The organism is Streptomyces bugieae (assembly GCF_036352915.1).
Classification (GTDB): Bacteria; Actinomycetota; Actinomycetes; order Streptomycetales; family Streptomycetaceae; genus Streptomyces; species Streptomyces endophytica.
Window position 1 is genome coordinate 123,024 of sequence record NZ_JAZBJP010000022.1, and the last position, 14,390, is coordinate 137,413.

The following is a 14,390-nucleotide window of genomic DNA, read 5'->3' on the forward strand; positions in this document are numbered from 1 at the left end:
ATGAGTGACGCGGCGGCCGGTTCCGGGGCCGGGACGAATGACGTCCCGGCCGCCTCGCTGGCGCACCGGGTGCCCGACCTCGGCGCGCTGGAGCTGCTGCTCGCGGTCGCCCGGCTGGGGAGCCTGGGGCGGGCCGCCCGGGCCCGCGGCATCAGCCAGCCGGCGGCCAGCAGCCGGATCCGGTCGATGGAGCGGCAGTTGGGTGTGGCGCTGGTCGAGCGGTCGCCGCGCGGTTCGCGGCTGACCGAGGCCGGGGTGCTGGTGACGGACTGGGCGCGCCGGGTCGTCGAGGCGGCCGAGGCGTTCGACGCGGGGGCCCAGGCGCTGCGCGGCCGGCGCGATTCCCGGCTGCGGGTCGCGGCGAGCATGACGATCGCCGAGTACCTGCTGCCCGGCTGGCTGATCGCGCTGCGCGCCGAGTTGCCCGGCACCGCGGTGTCGCTGCTGACGGGCAACTCCACGGTGGTGGCCGAGCGGCTGCTGGCGGGCGAGGCGGACCTGGGGTTCGTCGAGGGGCTGGACGTCCCGGCCGGGCTGGACGGCGCGGTCATCGGGCACGACCGGCTGGTGGTCGTCGCCGCCCCGTCCCATCCGTGGGCCCGGCGGCGCGGCGGACTGACCGCCGCCGAGCTGGCCGCGACCCCGCTGATCCTCCGGGAACGCGGCTCGGGCACCCGCCAGGTGCTGGACGCCGCGCTCGCCGGGCACGGCGGGCTGGCCGAGCCGCTGCTCGAACTCGCCTCGACCACCGCCCTGAAGGCCGCCGTGGTCAGCGAGGCGGCGCCGTCGGTGGTCAGCGAACTGGCGGTCGGCGAGGAGCTCACCGCCCGCCGGCTGGTGGCGGTCCCGGTGCGCGACCTGCGGCTCGGCCGTGATCTGCGGGCGGTGTGGCCGACCGGGCAGCGGCCCGCCGGCCCGGCCCGTCAGCTGCTGGGGCTGACCCGCGGCGGGTCCTGAGCCGGGCACCGGTCCGGTCCCCACCGGGCGAACAGCGCGGAGAGCACGACCGCGGTCAGGGCGGCGGCCGGCACTCCGCTGCCGAAGAGCGTCCGGGCCCAGCCGGGCAGCGGCCGGTACCACTCCGGGGCCAGCACGGGCAGCAGCCCGGCCAGCAGGGTCAGCGCGACGACGGTGGTGGCGCCCCGGCCGGCGAGGTCGGTGCGGCGCAGCAGGCCGATGCCCATGGCCGCGATGACCGCGTAGATCACCAGGGACGCGCCGCCGACCACGGGCGTGGGCAGCGCCGCCAGCAGCCGGGTCACCGGCGCGCACAGCCCGCACAGGACCAGCAGCCCGCCCGCCCCGGCCGTCACGAACCGGCTGCGGACGCCGGTGAGTTGGACGATCCCGATGTTCTCGGCGCTGGTCACCATCACGGTCCCGCCGAGCAGCCCGGCCCCCAGGGAGGTCACCGCGTCCGCGCGGGCGGTGCGCGGGACGTCCCGCGCCGGGTCGGGCGTACGGCCCACCGCCTCGCTGTTGAGGAGGGTCTGCCCGGTCGCCTCGGCCAGCGAGGCGAGCGCGAAGACCATCAGCGGCAGGGCGGCGAGCAGGTCGAAGTGCGGGGCGCCGTACGGGAAGAGGCGGGGCAGGGCCAGCACGCCGCCGCCCGGGACGTGGTGGAACGGCGCCCCGGTCAGGACGGCGGCCAGGGTCCCCACGGCCGTCCCGAGCAGCACCGACAGCTGCCGCCACACCCCGCGCAGCAGCAGGAAGCCGAGGGCGGTGGCGGCGATCGTGACCACCGCGAGCCCGGTGCCGCCGGCCGCCATCGGCGCCGCCACGTCGATCATGTTGACGCCGATGACCAGCACCGTCGCGCCCATCACCAGCGGCGGGAAGAACCGTACGATCCGCCCGTACAGCGGCAGTACGGCCAGCAGCAGCGCGGCCGCCAGGAGGACCGAGCCGGACGCGGTGGCCGCGCCGTGCTCCTGGGCGGTCCGGAGGAAGAGGGCGGCCGCCGCGCCGCCCGGCAGCATCACGAACGGCAGCCGGGCCCCGGTCCGCAGCACACCGAAGGACTGCAGCAGCGCGCCGGCCCCGCACAGCAGCAGGGTGGCGCTGAGCAGCGCGGCGGTGCGGTCGGCGGGCAGCCGCAGACCGGTCGCGATCAGGAAGACCGTGGAGACCGGGGCCGCGATCATCGCCAGGACGTGCTGGGCGGCCAGCGGCAGCAGCCGGACCAGCGGCAGCCGTTCGTCGACGGCGGGCGGTGCGGAGGCGGCCATCGCTCACACCCGCCGCTTCAGCCAGGGCAGTTGGCCGGCGTCGTAGCGGTAGGCGCGGAAGACCGCGTTGTTCTGTGACGGGAAGAGCGCACCGACCTCCGGCTCGCGGTAGCTGCCGAACTCCGGGACCACGTACTCCCAGCACAGCAGGCCCTCGGCGGTCACCTCGAAGAGCCGGCCGGCGGGCGAGTCGGTGATCAGGGTGTTGCCGTTCGGCAGCCGCTGGGCGCTGCCCATGAACGGCGCGAAGAACGCCTCCCGGGCCGGGTCGTGGTACTCCCACACGATCTTCCCGGTCGCCCGTTCCACCTCGATGACCCGGGAGAACGGGACGTCCCGCCCGGGGCGGAAGACGCCGTTGTCGAAGATCAGGAAGTTGCCGTTCGGCAGCTCGGTGGGGTGGTGCTGCTGGGAGACCAGACCGGGTTCGGTGCGCCAGAGGATCTCGCCCGTCGCGCGGCTGATCACCACGACCGCGGAGACGCTGCGCAGGCTGGCGAGGACGTTCCCGTCGGCGAGCGGGTACACCGAGTTGATCAGCGGCCAGTGTTCGCGCGAGTAGTCCGGGTGCAGTGCGTACGCGTCCCGGTCGAGGTGGTCGGCCACCCGCCAGGACCACAGCGGCCGGCCCTCGGCGTCGACCTCCCGGATGGTGTCGGCCCAGACGGTTCCGCCCGGTTCGGAGCCGGGGACGCCGCCGCGCACCGCCGCGGCCCGGTCGCCGGTGAGCGGTTCGAGCGCGGTGTACAGGATCCGTCCGTCGCCGTGGTGGTGGGCGTCGTGGTGCTGCAGCGGGTCGGTGAACTCCCGCAGCACGGTGCCGTCCGGGGCGATCTCCTGCATCAGCCCGCCGCGGTACTTGTGCCACATCGGGAACAGCGCGTCCTGGTCCGGCAGGGTGGCGTTGTAGGCGAGGTTGCCGTTCGGCAGGATGCGGGCGTGCCGTCCCGGGCGGTGCGGCAGCTGCCAGCGGTGCACCACGGTGCCGTGCAGATCGATGAGCAGCACCTCCCCGCCGCCGGTCAGCGGGGCGTAGAGGGTGTAGCCGTCGTGGGCGGCACGGGCGTCGAGCGCGATCAGGCCGGTGCCGCGGCGGCGGCGTGTGTTTTGATCGACCGTGGTCATGAAGAAATTCCCCTTGTCAAACTTTGTTTGATGGGATCAAACAGCGTAGACGCTAGGGGCGGTCTGTTGCAGGGCTGTGAACGCGGCGATAAGGAGTGGCGGATGGGCGGGCCGACGGACGGCGGGCAGGGCGGTGCGGAGGCGCCGAGGGTGGGGGCGGGGGTACGGCGGCGACGCCGGGCCCGCGAGCTGACGCTGGCCGAACTCGCCCGCCGGACGGGGCTGTCGGCGCCCTTCCTCAGCCAGGTCGAGAACGACCGGGCCCGCCCCAGCATGCGCTCGCTGCAGCTGATCGCCGACGCGCTGGACACCACCGCGGTCCGGCTGCTGGCCGCCGCCGACGGCCCGCGCACCGTCGACGTGGTCCGGGCCGGCTCCGCGGCGGTGCCCGAGGCCGGCGACGAGGGGGCCGGCGACGAGGGCGGCGGCGACGAAGCGGGCGGCGGTGACCGGGGCGGTGGCGAGCGCGGGGCCGGCGGTCCGGGCCGGGTGCGCCCGCTGGTCCGCGGCCGGCAGCAGCTGCACGCCCTGGAGTTCACCGGCCGGCACGACTGGCAGCGCGAATTCCGGCACCCGCACGACGAGTTGATGTACGTCGTCGAGGGCGCGGTGGAGGCCGAGGCGGCCGGCGAGGCCTATGAACTCGGCCCCGGCGACACCCTCTACTGCTCCGGCGGGGTCACCCACCGCTGGCGCGCGCTGACTTCCGGCACCCGGGTCCTCCTGGTCGGGGTGGCGGACGACTTTCCGCATCGATAATCTGTGCGAACGCTTCATCGATCTTGAGGGGGACATATGAGGCTGAAGCTGACGGCTCCCGCCGTCATCGCCGTGGCCGCGCTCGGCACCGCACTGACCAGCGGGATCGCCACCGCCGCCACACCCGCCAAGGCGCCCGCCACCGCCACCGCGCGGGCCGCGTGCGTCAACGCGGAGGGCCAGGAGAACGTGAAGATCCGCAAGGAGCGGAAGCTGAACAGCACCGCCGTGGGGCTCTTCACCAAGGGCGCGACCACCTGCATCACCGGCCGGGGCACGGGCCAGAGCTACAGCCTCTGCGGCCGCTCGGGCAACGACTGGCTCAAGATCACGTTCCGCGGCAACACCGGCTGGATCCCCGCCGCCTGCGGGACCAGGGAGGTCTGACGCGGCCGGTCACTCCCGGGGGGACGTCCCGCGTGCCGCCGCCACCAAGGCGTCCATGACACGCGGGTCGTCCCCCGCCTCCGGGTGCCACTGCACCGCCAGCGCGAAGCCCGGCCCGTCCGGCAGCTCCAGCGCCTCCACGGTGCCGTCCGCCGCGTGCGCCGAGACCAGCAGCCCGCGCCCGAGCCGGTCCACGGCCTGGTGGTGGTAGGTCGGCACGGAGACCGGCTCGGGCAGCGCCCGGGCCAGCAGCGTGCCGGGGACCGGCGTGATCTCGTGCTTCTCGAAGACCCCGGGCGGCCCGGCGTGCCCGTCGAGGTGCTGGACGAGCGTGCCGCCCAGCGCCACGTTCAGCAGCTGCAGCCCGCGGCAGATCCCCAGCAGCGGCACCCCGGCCGCCAACGCCGCCTCGATCAGGGCCAGTTCCCAGGCGTCCCGGTCGAGCGAGGGCGGCCCGGTGCGCGGGTCGGGCTCCGCGCCGTACCGCGCCGGCTGCACGTCCGCACCGCCGGCGATCACCAGTCCGTCCAGCCGGGCCACGGTCGCGGCCGCGGTCGCCGGATCACCCGGCGGCAGCAGCGCGGCCAGCCCGCCCGAGCGCTGCACCAGCCGCGGGTACCCGGCGGGCACCAGCGCGGCCGGCAGCGTCCACACCCCCCACCTGGCCTCCTGCTGGTAGGTGCTGATGCCGATGAGGGGCTGGGACACGGATCCTCCGATGGGTGCTGGTGCGTTCCGGCTCGGCCGTCAGAATTCCAGTTCGTTCTCGATGGCGGCCAGTTCCTCCGCCGTGCCCTGGACCTTCGGGCCGGTGAACCACTTGCGGGCCGACACCAGCCACCAGGTGCCGGCGAAGCCGAGGACCAGGAGCACGGCCAGCGGGGTGTAGTTGAAGGTCTCCGCCGTCACCGGGCTGGTGGTCGGGAGCATGAAGAGGACGGAGATGACCAGCGTCCAGCCGACGGCGATGACGCCGACGGGCTTGCTCCAGCGGCCCAGGTGCCAGGGCCCGCGCTGGAAGCGGTCGCCCTGCAGCAGGCGGAGGATGACCGGCAGGACGTAGGCGATGTAGAGGCCGATCACGGCGATCGAGGTGACGGCCGCGTACGCCGTGGCGTTCCACAGGTACGGCAGCCCCAGCACGAAGGCGCCGCCGGCGGCCAGCCACACCGCGTTGGTCGGGGTCTTCGTCCGCTTGTTGATGCGGTGCCACAGCTGCGAGCCGGGCAGCGCGCCGTCCCGCGAGAAGGCGTAGATCATGCGCGAGTTGGCGGTGACCGACGACATGCCGCAGAAGAACTGGGCGCCGATGGCGATCAGGAGGAGCAGCTTGCCGCCGGTGGCGCCCAGCGCGTCGATGAAGATCTGCGCCGGGGGCACACCGGTCTTGCTGGCCAGTGCGCCGTCGTAGTCCTGGATGGCGAAGGTGATGCCGACCAGCAGCACCCAGCCGGCGACCAGGGAGACCAGGATCGACATCACGATGCCGCGGGGGCCGGCCTTGGCCGCGTCGTGCGTCTCCTCGGTCATGTGCGCCGAGGCGTCGTAGCCGGTGAAGGTGTACTGCGCGAGCAGCAGTCCCAGCAGTCCGACGTAGAGGCTGGAGTGCCAGCCGGTGTTGTTGGTGAAGTGGGTGAAGACGAAGGAGGCGGACTGGTGCTTCGAGGGCACCACGACCAGGGCGCCCACGATGGCCAGTACGCCGAGGATGTGCCACCACACGCTGACGTTGCTGAGGAGGGAGGCCAGCTTCACGCCGAAGGTGTTCAGCAGGCCGTGGACCAGCAGCACGATGCCGAACAGCATGATCGTGTGCGCCGGGGTGGCGGTGAAGCCGAACTGCAGGTCCAGCAGCGCGTTCGTGAAGGATGCGGCACCGAAGTCGACCCCCGCGGTCACCGCGACCTGGCCGAGGAAGTTGAACCAGCCGGTGAACCAGGACCACGCCGGGCCGTGCGAGGGGGCCAGCTTCGCCGCCCAGTAGTACAGGCCGCCCGCCGTCGGGTAGCTGGAACAGACCTCGGCCATCGCCAGGCCCACGAACAGCGTCATGAGGCCGACCAGCGGCCAGCCCCAGGTGATCAGGGCGGGCCCTCCCGTGTTCATGCCGAAGCCGTACAGCGTCAGACAGCCGGAGAGGACCGAGATGATCGTGAAAGAGACGGCGAAGTTCGAGAACGCCGACATCGAGCGGGCCAGCTCCTGGGCGTATCCGAGCTCGTGGAGGCGCTGTTCGTCGCTGGAGCGCTGAGGGGGTTGCTGTTCCTGGTCTGCGTTCGTCGCGTGCTCGTTGATGGACACCACGCCTCCGAGGGCCTCGATGATCCGCGGCGGGTACGGCCGTCGGCGAACCGCTACCAGCCCCGCAATAAAGGTATGGGGCGATACCTTTGTCTTCAGGTCGGCTGAGCGCAAGACCCCGGCGGGAAAATCTCGTAACGGGCGGGTTTCGAGAACCTCACGGGTGGCGCAAACCCCCCGCAAGGAAGCCGCGCAGCAGCGCCGCGGTCCCGCAGCAGTGCTCCCGCATCACCTCGCGCGCCCCGTCCGCGTCCCCCTCCAGTACCGCCTCCACCAGCGCCGCGTGCTGGGTCTGCGAATGCTCCAGGTTGCGCACCAGCAGCGGGATGCAGTCCAGCAGGTCGTTGACGGTCGCCCGGACGGCGGCGTACTGCGCGGCCAGCGACGGCGAGCCGGACAGCTCGGCGAGGGTGAGGTGGAAGAGGGTGTCGCGCCGGCGGTAGTCGGCGAGCGGCGCGTCCTGCGTCGCGGCCAGCGCCTCGCGCAGCCGTCCGGCCTGCTCGTCGGCCAGCCCGTGGGCCGCGCACAGCCCGGCCGCGCCCACCTCCAGCACCTCCCGGAACCGCAGGGTGTCCTCGACGTCGATCTTCTCGATCCGGCGGCGCAGCTCGGCCTCGCCGTGGTTCTCGGTGCGCACCCGGACGAACGTGCCGCCGTACCGGCCGCGCCGGCTCTCCACCAGGCCCTCGTCCTGGAGCACCTTGAGCACCTCGCGCAGGGTGACCCGGCTGATCTGCAGCCGCTCGGCCAACTCCCGTTCCGCGGGCAGCCGTTCGCCCTGCGGGACCAGGCCGAGCCGGACGATCTGGAGTATCTGCTCCAGCGCCTCCTCGAAGCCGTTGCCGGCGCGCACCGGCCGCAGCACCGGCGCCAGCCGGTCGTCCGTCCCGTCCATCGCCACCTCTTCCCAATCAATGGTTCGTGTGCCTACCTTATGACCTCCGGATGCAGTGACAGGAGGCAATACCGTGGCAGACCGCACGCCCCCGCTCTCCGTCGAGGAGCTCAGGGTCCTCGTCGACGCCGGGGAGATCGACACTGTCGTCCTCGCCTTCACCGATATGCAAGGCAGGCTCCAGGGCAAGCGGTTCGCGGCCCGATACTTCCTCGACACCGTCCTCGAACACGGCACGGAGGGCTGCAACTACCTCCTCGCCGTCGACGTCGACCTCAACACCGTCGACGGCTACGCGATGTCCTCCTGGGAACGCGGCTACGGCGACTTCGCCATGCACGGCGACACCGGCACCCTGCGCCGCACCCCCTGGAACCCCGGCACCGCCCTGATCACCGCCGACCTCGCCTGGCACGACGGCTCCCCGGTCGTCGCCTCACCCCGGCAGATCCTCCGTCGCCAGCTGGACCGCCTCGCCGCTCGCGGTTGGCGCGCCTTCGCCGGGACCGAGCTGGAGTTCATGCTCTTCAAGGACTCCTACGAGGACGCCTGGTCACGCGGCTACCGCGACATGAACCCCGCCAACCAGTGGAACGGCGACTACTCCGTCCTCGGCACCGGCCGGGTCGAGCCCGTGCTGCGGCGCATCCGCAACGAGATGGGCGCCGCCGGGATGACCGTCGAGTCCGCCAAGGGCGAGTGCAACCTCGGCCAGCACGAGATCGTGTTCGTCTACGACGAGGCGCTCACCACCTGCGACCAGCACTCGATCTACAAGACCGGCGCCAAGGAGATCGCCGCCCAGGAGGGCATGGCGCTCACCTTCATGGCGAAGTACGACGAGCGCGAGGGCAACTCCTGTCACATCCACCTCTCGCTCCAGGACGAGCAGGGACAGCCGGTCCTCGCCGACGACAGCGGCCCGTACGGCATGTCGCAGACCATGCGCCACTTCCTCGCCGGCCAGCTCGCCGCGATGCGCGACTTCACGCTCCTCTACGCCCCCAACATCAACTCCTACAAGCGCTTCCGCCCCGGCTCCTTCGCGCCCACCGCCGTCGCCTGGGGCCCGGACAACCGCACCTGCGCGCTGCGCGTCGTCGGCCACGGCCGCGCCCACCGCCTGGAGAACCGCCTCCCCGGCGGTGACGTCAACCCCTACCTCGCGGTCGCCGGCATGGTCGCGGCCGGTCTCTACGGCATCGAGCACGAGCTGGAGCTCCCCGACGCCACCACCGGCAACGCCTACACCGGCGACGCCGCGCACGTCCCCACCACCCTGCGCGAGGCCGCCGAGCTGTGGGAGCACAGCCCGATCGCCCGGGAGGCCTTCGGCGACGAGGTCGTCGCGCATTACCGCCACATGGCCCGCGTCGAACAGGACGCCTACGACGCCGCCGTCACGGACTGGGAGCGCTTCCGCTCCTTCGAGCGCATGTAAGGAACCACGCTGTGTCCAATGGTTCGCACGAGCTGAAGATCCTCAACCCGGCCACCGAGGAAGTGGTGGCCACCGTCCCCACCACCTCCCCGGAAGAGGTCGACGCCGCGGTCCGCCGGGCAGCCGGCGCCCAGGAGGCCTGGGCCGCGGTGGCCCCCGGCGACCGCGCCCGCCTCCTGCGCCGCTTCGCCGACGTCGTCGACGCCCACCTTCCCGAGCTCGCGGAACTGGAGCTGAAGGAGGCCGGCCACCCCCTGGGCAACGCGCAGTGGGAGGCGGGCAACGTCCGCGACCTGCTGCACTACGCCGCCGGGGGAGTGGAGCGGCTCACCGGCACCCAGATCCCGGTCGCCGGCGGCCTCAACATCACCGTCCAGGAACCGCTCGGCGTGGTCGCCGTGATCGCCCCCTGGAACTTCCCGATGCCGATCGCCGCCTGGGGCACCGCCCCCGCCCTCGCGGCCGGCAACGCGGTGCTGCTGAAGCCCGCCGAGACCACCCCGCTCACCGCGCTCAGGCTCGCCGCGCTCGCCCTGGAGGCCGGACTCCCCGAGAACCTCTTCCAGGTCCTGCCCGGCGAGGGCCCGGTCACCGGCACCGCACTCGTCGACCACCCCGGCGTCGCCAAGGTCGTCTTCACCGGCTCCACCGCCACCGGCCGGCAGATCGCCGCCCGCTGCGCCGCGCAGACCAAGCGGCTCACCCTCGAACTCGGCGGCAAGAGCCCCAACATCGTCTTCGCCGACGCCGACCTCGAGGCCGCCGCGGCCGCCGCCCCCGGCTCCTTCCTCGACAACACCGGCCAGGACTGCTGCGCCCGCAGCCGCATCCTCGTCCAGCGGAGCGTCTACGACCGCTTCCTGGAACTCCTGGAGCCCGCGGTCAAGGCGTTCACCGTCGGCGACCCGGCCGACCCGGCCACCAAGATGGGCCCGCTGATCTCCGCCGCCCAGCGCGAGCGCGTACGGTCCTACGTCCCCGAGGACGCCCCGGCCGCCATCCGCGGCGAGGCCCCCGCGGGCAAGGGCTTCTGGTACCCGGCCACCGTCCTGGAGGGCCGCCCCGGGGACCGTACCGCCGTCGAGGAGATCTTCGGCCCGGTCGCGGTCGCCATCCCCTTCGAGGACGAGGCCGACGCGGTCCGGATCGCCAACGCCACCGACTACGGCCTCTCCGGCTCCCTGTGGACCCGCGACGTCGGCCGGGCGCTGCGCGTCTCGCGGGCCGTCGCGGCCGGCAACCTCTCCGTCAACTCCCACAGCAGCGTGCGCTATTGGACCCCCTTCGGCGGGTTCAAGCAGTCCGGCCTCGGCCGCGAGCTCGGCCCGGACGCGCTCACCGCCTTCACCGAGACCAAGAACATCTTCATCAGCACCGAGGAGAGCAAGTGACCGACCAGACCGCAGTGTGCCGCCGCCTCGTCGGCCGTACCGCCGTGATCACCGGAGCCGGCAGCGGCATCGGGCTGGCCACCGCCCGCCGACTGGCCTCCGAAGGCGCCCACGTCGTCTGCGCCGACATCGACGAGGCGGCCGGCAAGGCCGCCGCCGAAGAGGTCGGCGGCATCTTCGTCCAGGTCGACGTGACCGACTCCGAGCAGGTCGAGGCGCTCTACAAGACCGCCTTCGACACCTACGGTTCGGTCGACATCGCCTTCAACAACGCCGGCATCTCGCCGCCCGACGACGACTCCATCCTCACCACCGGCCTGGACGCCTGGAAGCGCGTCCAGGAGGTCAACCTCACCTCGGTCTACCTCTGCTGCAAGCACGCCCTGCCCTACATGCAGCGGCAGGGCAAGGGTTCCATCATCAACACCGCCTCCTTCGTGGCCGTCATGGGCGCGGCCACCTCCCAGATCAGCTACACCGCCTCCAAGGGCGGCGTGCTGTCGATGTCCCGCGAACTGGGCGTGCAGTTCGCCCGCGAGGGCATCCGGGTCAACGCCCTGTGCCCCGGGCCGGTCAACACCCCGCTGCTCAAGGAGCTGTTCGCCAAGGACCCGGAGCGCGCCGCGCGCCGCCTGGTGCACGTCCCGGTCGGCCGGTTCGCCGAGCCCGAGGAGATCGCATCCGCGGTCGCCTTCCTGGCCAGTGACGACTCGTCATTCGTCAACGCGGCCGAATTCCTGGTCGACGGAGGGATCGCGGGGGCGTACGTCACGCCGGTGTGATCGTTCGTTGTTCACCTCCGCGTAAGCGCCGCGGCGGCCGGATGTCGTGCGACGTCCGGCCGCCGTACGCTAGCGTCCGCCTTCGATCCTTCGTTCGACAGGAGTTACGTCCATGCTCACCAAGCGTCGCTGGCTGGCAGCCGGTGCTGCCCTCGCGGTCGTCGGAGGCGGCGTCGCGGTCGCCCAGACGGCCACGGCAGCGCCGACCCCGCACCGCTGTCCCACCCTCCAGGTCTCCAAGGGCTGGTACGGCGACAACCGCGCCAAGTTGCAGAAGATGATCGACGAGCGCGGCAGCTGCTCGGGAGCCGGCGGAGCGCGGCCGGTCGCGACCTTCGACTGGGACAACACCGTCGTCAAGAACGACATCTCCGACGCCACGCTGGCCTGGATGCTCCGCCACGACAAGGTGCTGCGCCCGGCCAGTTGGAAGGCCACGAACAAGTGGCTGACCGACGACGCCGCCGACGCGCTCACCAAGGCCTGCGGCACCTCCGTGCCCGCCGGCCACCCGCTGCCCACGTCGACCGACACCGACTGCACCGACGAGATACTCGACGTCTACAGCGACGAGAAGACCTCCGGCGGCAAGGAGGCGTTCGCGGGGGAGTGGAACCACCGGCGCACGGTCCCCTCGTACGTCTGGATCACCCAGCTCTTCGCCGGGCACACTCCGCAGGCCCTGACCTCGTACGCCGCCGAGGCGCGCAAGGAGAACCTCGCCGCGCCGATCGGCACGGAGCAGACGGTCGGCACGCACAAGTGGGCCGGCTACGTCCGCTACTACGACCAGCAGCGCGACCTCATCGGCACCCTCCAGAAGGCCGGCTTCGACGTCTACATCGTCTCCGCCTCCGCCGAGCCGCTGGTCCGCGCCTGGGCCCCCGGAGTGGGCATCGACCGCGCCCACACCATCGGCATCCGCAACCTCGTCCGCGACGGCAAGCTCACCACCGGCGTGCAGGGCTGCGGCGACGTCAAGGACACCCACGGCGAGGTCCTGACGTACATGGACGGCAAGCGCTGCTGGATCAACCAGGAGATCTTCCACGTCAAGGGCGCCAAGGCCTGGCAGCAGCAGGACCGGGCGCACCGCCCCGCCTTCTCGGCCGGTGACGCCGAGACCGACGTGACCTTCGTCGGCGACGCCACCGCCGGTCACCTGGCCATCAACCGCAACAAGACCGAGCTGATGTGCCGGGCGTACGACAACGCGGACCACCGCTGGATCGTCAACCCGATGTTCATCGAGCCCAAGCCGCGCAAGGCCGACCCGTACCCCTGCGCGAGCGCCGGCTACACCCGGCCGGACGGCACCCTCGGCCCGATCCACCGCGCCGACGGCTCGGTGATCCCGGACCAGAAGGACACCGTGTACTGACCCGGCGGACGTCACCGCAACGGGAGGGCCGCACCGCTCAGAGGAAGGTGCGGCCCTCCCCGCGGTACGTCGGCACGGTGTCCACCACCCGGTCCCCGTCGACCAGTTGCAGCGCGTCGAACCGCTCGCACATCTCCCCGGCCTTGGCGTGCCGGAACCACACCTTGTCGCCGATCGCCAGCCCGTCCGCGGCCGCCCCCAGCAGCGGCGTCTGCACCTCGCCCGGCCCCTCCTGCGGGTCGTAGCGCAGCCCGGCCGGCAGATACGGCACCGGCAGCCGGTCCGCGCCCGCCACCCCCGACGCCGGATAGCCGCCGCCCAGCACCGTCACCACACCGGGCCCCGGCCGGCGCACCACCGGCTGGGCGAACAGCGCCGCCGGACGCCCGCTGAACGAGCGGAAGTTGTCGAACAGCCGCGGCACGTACAGCCCGGAACCCGCCGCGACCTCGGTGACCGCCGCCTCCGCGGCCGTGTGCTGCACGCTGCCGGTCCCGCCGCCGTTGACGAACTCCAGCCGCGGCGCCACCGCCCGCACCGCCCGTACGGCCTCCCAGCGCCGCTGCGCCAGCTCCTTGCGCGCCGCCGCCTGCATCATCCGGACCGTGCGCGAGAACACCGGCTTGCCGTCGACCTCGTCGCCCACCCCCGCCACATGCCCCTCGTACGCCATCAGCCCCACCAGCCGGAAACCGGGGCGGCGCGCCACCGTCCGGGCCAGCGCGGCCAGTTGGGACGGCTCCCGCAGCGGCGACCGCCGGGCACCGAAGCGCACCTTCCCGCCCAGCAGCCGGTACGAGGTGTCCAGCTCCAGGCACACCCGGACCTCCTCGCCGCCGCGCCCCGCGGGCCGGGCCGCGTCGATCAGCGCCAGCTGCGCCGGATCGTCGACCATCACCGTCACCGCGGCCGCGAGCTTCGGATCCGCGGTCAGCTCGGCGAACCCCGCCCGGTCCGCCGACGGGTACGCGAGCAGGACGTCCTCGAAGCCCGAGCGCGCCAGCCACAGCGACTCGGCCAGCGTGAAGCTCATGATCCCGGCGAAGCCGTCCCGCGCCAGCACCCGCTCCAGCAGGGCCCGGCAGCGCACCGACTTGCTCGCCACCCGGATCGGCTTCCCCTTCGCGCGGCGCACCAGATCGGCCGCGTTGGCGTCGAACGCCCGCAGGTCGACGACGGCCAGCGGCGCGTCGAGATGGGCGGTTGCCCGGTCATAAGAGGCTTTGTCGCCATACGCATCGGCTGTCAGCTGGGACATGGCCGCAGCCTGCCAGACCGCCCCCCACCGCCAAAAGGGTGTGAGAGGCACCCCCTCGCCGGGTAAGGGGTGAGATCCCGACAGAGCGGACACGGCAGCGATCGGGGGTACCTTCAGAGCTCGGGGAGGGTTGGAGCACCGGCGGCGCCAGCCCGTAGAGTGGCCCGACACCGCCACCAGCAGGTCAGCGGCGTGTTGTCCGGATAGCAACCCCCCTGCCCCGATTGCGGATCGGGGGTCGGGGGCCACGGCGCAAGGGGGAGCGCGGGTGAGCACCGACGCAGATTTCGCCGATCCGCGGCACGTCCCGCCCATACCCCCGCGGCCGCCCGGGCAGCCCGCGGCGGCCGCGACACCGGAGCCGGACGACGACCCGCGCACGACCGTCCTGCGCCGCCAGTCCCCGGCCGACCCGCCCGTCCCCCCGCAGGCGCCCCCG

At 72.8% G+C, this 14,390-nt stretch carries 13 protein-coding genes; 7 read left to right on the plus strand and 6 right to left on the minus strand.

Annotated features, from left to right (window positions below; genetic code table 11):
• Complete coding sequence (locus tag V2J85_RS27550) at positions 1-957, plus strand: LysR family transcriptional regulator (protein ID WP_261952461.1); 957 nt, start codon at positions 1-3, stop codon at positions 955-957.
• On the opposite strand, the gene V2J85_RS27555 is transcribed toward V2J85_RS27550, so the two are convergent.
• Positions 924-2,231 carry a uracil-xanthine permease family protein gene (locus tag V2J85_RS27555; RefSeq protein ID WP_330823063.1) on the minus strand — a complete coding sequence of 436 codons (1,308 nt, stop codon included), beginning with the start codon at positions 2,229-2,231 and terminating at the stop codon, positions 924-926. The genes V2J85_RS27550 and V2J85_RS27555 overlap by 34 nt on opposite strands.
• Before the next feature lie 3 nt (positions 2,232-2,234).
• Positions 2,235-3,356, minus strand: coding sequence for an aryl-sulfate sulfotransferase (locus V2J85_RS27560; RefSeq protein ID WP_261952463.1), 1,122 nt, complete (start codon positions 3,354-3,356; stop codon positions 2,235-2,237).
• Between the two features lie 102 nt (positions 3,357-3,458).
• Between V2J85_RS27560 and V2J85_RS27565 the strand changes: the two genes are divergently transcribed.
• A complete protein-coding gene (locus V2J85_RS27565; RefSeq protein ID WP_330823064.1) occupies positions 3,459-4,115 on the plus strand; it encodes a helix-turn-helix transcriptional regulator in 657 nt (218 codons plus the stop codon).
• 36 nt (positions 4,116-4,151) lie between these two features.
• On the plus strand, positions 4,152-4,502 hold the full coding sequence (locus tag V2J85_RS27570) for an SH3 domain-containing protein (RefSeq protein WP_330823065.1): 351 nt from the start codon (positions 4,152-4,154) through the stop codon (positions 4,500-4,502).
• Between the two features lie 9 nt (positions 4,503-4,511).
• Here V2J85_RS27570 and V2J85_RS27575 read toward each other — a convergent pair whose 3' ends face one another.
• The 3 genes from V2J85_RS27575 to V2J85_RS27585 form a co-directional block, all read right to left on the minus strand.
• Positions 4,512-5,210 (minus strand): gamma-glutamyl-gamma-aminobutyrate hydrolase family protein, encoded by a 699-nt coding sequence (locus V2J85_RS27575; RefSeq protein WP_261952466.1) that lies wholly within the window; start codon positions 5,208-5,210, stop codon positions 4,512-4,514.
• Between the two features lie 39 nt (positions 5,211-5,249).
• Entirely contained in the window at positions 5,250-6,689 is a 1,440-nt protein-coding gene (locus V2J85_RS27580) for an amino acid permease (protein WP_261957205.1), read from the minus strand.
• Between the two features lie 271 nt (positions 6,690-6,960).
• The gene (locus tag V2J85_RS27585; RefSeq protein ID WP_261952467.1) at positions 6,961-7,698 is read right to left on the minus strand and encodes a FadR/GntR family transcriptional regulator; all 738 of its coding nucleotides are present in this window, start codon (positions 7,696-7,698) and stop codon (positions 6,961-6,963) included.
• A gap of 73 nt (positions 7,699-7,771) precedes the next feature.
• Here V2J85_RS27585 and V2J85_RS27590 point away from each other — a divergent pair, with 73 nt between their 5' ends.
• From V2J85_RS27590 to V2J85_RS27605, 4 genes are all read left to right on the plus strand, one after another.
• Positions 7,772-9,139, plus strand: a complete 1,368-nt coding sequence (locus tag V2J85_RS27590) for a glutamine synthetase family protein (protein ID WP_261952468.1) — start codon at positions 7,772-7,774, stop codon at positions 9,137-9,139.
• Positions 9,140-9,150: 11 nt separating this feature from the next.
• Positions 9,151-10,530 carry an aldehyde dehydrogenase family protein gene (locus V2J85_RS27595; protein ID WP_261952469.1) on the plus strand — a complete coding sequence of 460 codons (1,380 nt, stop codon included), beginning with the start codon at positions 9,151-9,153 and terminating at the stop codon, positions 10,528-10,530.
• Positions 10,527-11,312 carry a 3-oxoacyl-ACP reductase gene (locus V2J85_RS27600; RefSeq protein WP_261952470.1) on the plus strand — a complete coding sequence of 262 codons (786 nt, stop codon included), beginning with the start codon at positions 10,527-10,529 and terminating at the stop codon, positions 11,310-11,312. Before V2J85_RS27595 ends, V2J85_RS27600 begins: the two co-directional genes overlap by 4 nt.
• Before the next feature lie 112 nt (positions 11,313-11,424).
• A complete protein-coding gene (locus tag V2J85_RS27605) occupies positions 11,425-12,693 on the plus strand; it encodes an HAD family hydrolase (RefSeq protein WP_261952471.1) in 1,269 nt (422 codons plus the stop codon).
• Between the two features lie 37 nt (positions 12,694-12,730).
• Here the strand turns inward: V2J85_RS27605 and V2J85_RS27610 are convergent, their stop codons facing one another.
• Positions 12,731-13,942 (minus strand): amino acid deaminase/aldolase, encoded by a 1,212-nt coding sequence (locus V2J85_RS27610; RefSeq protein WP_261957206.1) that lies wholly within the window; start codon positions 13,940-13,942, stop codon positions 12,731-12,733.
• Positions 13,943-14,390 lie beyond the last annotated feature (448 nt).